This window comes from Methanobrevibacter arboriphilus JCM 13429 = DSM 1125 (genome assembly GCF_002072215.1).
Classification (GTDB): Archaea; Methanobacteriota; Methanobacteria; order Methanobacteriales; family Methanobacteriaceae; genus Methanobinarius; species Methanobinarius arboriphilicus.
In genome coordinates, this window is record NZ_JXMW01000004.1 from 1 (window position 1) to 2,500 (window position 2,500).

Below are 2,500 nucleotides of genomic sequence, written 5' to 3' on the forward strand. Positions count from 1 at the left end.
TATGAATTTTTGGCAAGATTTAATCAAAAGAAAATACTTGAATTCGTGATTAAAACATTAAATAAGGAATTTAAACCAATTAAAAGAGGAAAACGCACAGTTTTAATTGATGGAACCGATATACAGGTTGATATGAACTGGAACAAGCAAAATTACACTAAAAAATTTCTCGAGAAAAAAGGGCTTTATTGGGCCAAATCAGCTTCAAAAGGGTTTTATATAGGGTTTAAATTAACTTTAGCACTTGATTATCACACTGGACAACCATTGACCATGTTAATACATAAAGGATCTAAGCATGACTCTGAATTATTCCCTGAAATAATGGAAAAACTAAGAAAAAGAAGAATAATAAGAAACAAAGACATTATAATAGCAGATAAAGGATATATAAGTTTTAATAATTATCGTGAGGGAATTTTAAAGTATAAAATAGTTCCATTAATATTTCCAAAAGAAAACATGAAAATAAACAAAATTTTAAGCCAATTCAATTATCCTTTAGAATATTTCAAAGTTAAAAACAAAAAAGAAGACATTTACAAAGAATTAGTTTCTAAATTCAAAAAACTAATCACCAAATGGAAGAAATTTAAAAAAATAAGAGGAAAAATCGAAGATTTCTTCAAATTAACCAAAAAAGGACTGAAAAATAACAAATTCCACAAATATACAAAAGAATCCATAGCAAAAACAAGTTATCTGCTTGTACTTTTAACAGGACTCATCATAAAACAAGGATACAACGAATCAGAGAGCATGCAAAAGCTCTCAGAAACCTAAAAATCTAGCACCCTAAATATTATAATTAAAAATACTAAAAACTAAAAAATATTTACTAAAAACAATACTAGTAAAAATATTAATACTAGTAAAAATTAGCTAAAAAGAATTGACTAAAAGAATTAACTAAAAAAATTAGTTAAAAAAATAACTAAAAATAGCTAAAAGAATTAAATAAAAAATAAAAAGAATTTAGAAATAAACTAATAAAAATATAATAAATTTAATTATAATTTTAAATTTAATAGATAATCTTTAGATTTCCATCGAGCATCAATTGAAAAATTATTAATACCAAATGAAGCTAAACGAGGAATTTGATCTACCAAAGAAGTCTCATAACTATTTAAAATTAAGTTTCCATCCTCCACACTTTTGATAGGATAAAAGTTATTCTTAAGATCATTCAAATAAAAATTAATATCATTAATACTTTTATTTTTAATAAAATTAAATTTAGGATTATTATTACAAATACTAGTTATATAACTATAATGTTTTTTATCTATAAATGGTTTTCTAGTTATCAAAGTTTCTATATTACCCTTAACAAGAACTTCAGGAACAGGATTTTTAGCTTCATAATTATCCATTAAAGTTTTTAAATCATTGATAGATAATTCAGGAGAAAAAGTCAATAAATCAAAGTCTTTAAGATTTGAGGCAGAAATAGAATTAAAAACATTTAATGAATAAGAACCATAAATATTAACACTATAATTATCTTTTAAATAACTATTCACACCCAATAAACTTGTCATAATATTTATCTTTATGTTTAATTTCTTTAATATTGCAACTACCTTAATTAATCCCTCTTTAGTGTCTTTATGAGCTATATCCGGCCATTTCCACACAAGTTCATATTTTTGATTATTTGAAATATTTAATGCTTCCTTTAAAAACATTATATAATAACTAACATCAATAGGTTTTGATTCTAAAAAATCATTTTCAACTGGTACCTCTAAATACAATCGATTGAAACTTGTTTCTCCATCATCATTGTTTGAAATATTTTTAAGAATCTCAAGATCATTTATATATGCAGATACTGAATATTTAGAAGTTTTATTATTAGAACTTTCATTGATAATATTAAAACTCTCATTACCAACCCTATTATTATCAAGATGATTACTCTTATTAATAATGTTATTATTAATATTACTTATGTCACTTTTATTATTAATATTATTATTTATGTTGTTATTATTACTAATACTATTATTGTTATTATTATTAATATTATTACTATTAATATTGCTATTATTGATACTAATCTCATTACTAATACTATTATTAATATTAGAACTACTTATAAGATCCCTTTTAAAATCTTTTAGCCTATTTTTTGAAATATTTAAATCATTATCATCAGGAATATAACTATTTAAAATAAGAATCTCTAACTTATTAAAAAAATCTCTTCTAAACTCATTGATTTTACTTAATGGAGCAAACAGATTTCCAGAATAAATTATATTTATATTATCAATATAAAAAGGAAGATCCCCTATCTTTAAAAGCTGTTTTTTAAGTTGATTAGTAGTAATGGGTTTATTTTTAGCAAGTTCCCAAGAATCATTACTTCTATCAATAAAATTTAGCTTTTTGCCATTACCTAAAATAACATTAGCTTCTAACACAGGAAAATATAAACTATCTGAATTTTGAGAATCTATAGAGAATTTAATAGACACAATAGATTTTTTAA

2 protein-coding genes (1 of these 2 cut by a window edge) are annotated in these 2,500 nt (G+C 22.6%); one reads left to right on the plus strand and one right to left on the minus strand.

Going from position 1 to position 2,500, the window contains the following annotated elements:
• Positions 1–783, plus strand: a 783-nt coding sequence (locus MBBAR_RS02885; protein ID WP_080459781.1) for a transposase, incomplete at its 5' end; no start/stop codon positions are given.
• Between the two features lie 227 nt (positions 784–1,010).
• Here the strand turns inward: MBBAR_RS02885 and MBBAR_RS10015 are convergent.
• A protein-coding gene (locus tag MBBAR_RS10015) for a peptidase U32 family protein (protein ID WP_143746115.1) crosses the window boundary here: on the minus strand, positions 1,011–2,500 show its 3' portion. It continues 1,531 nt past the right edge of the window; only the last 1,490 of its 3,021 coding nucleotides appear in the window; its start codon lies beyond the right edge, outside the window; it ends in the stop codon at positions 1,011–1,013.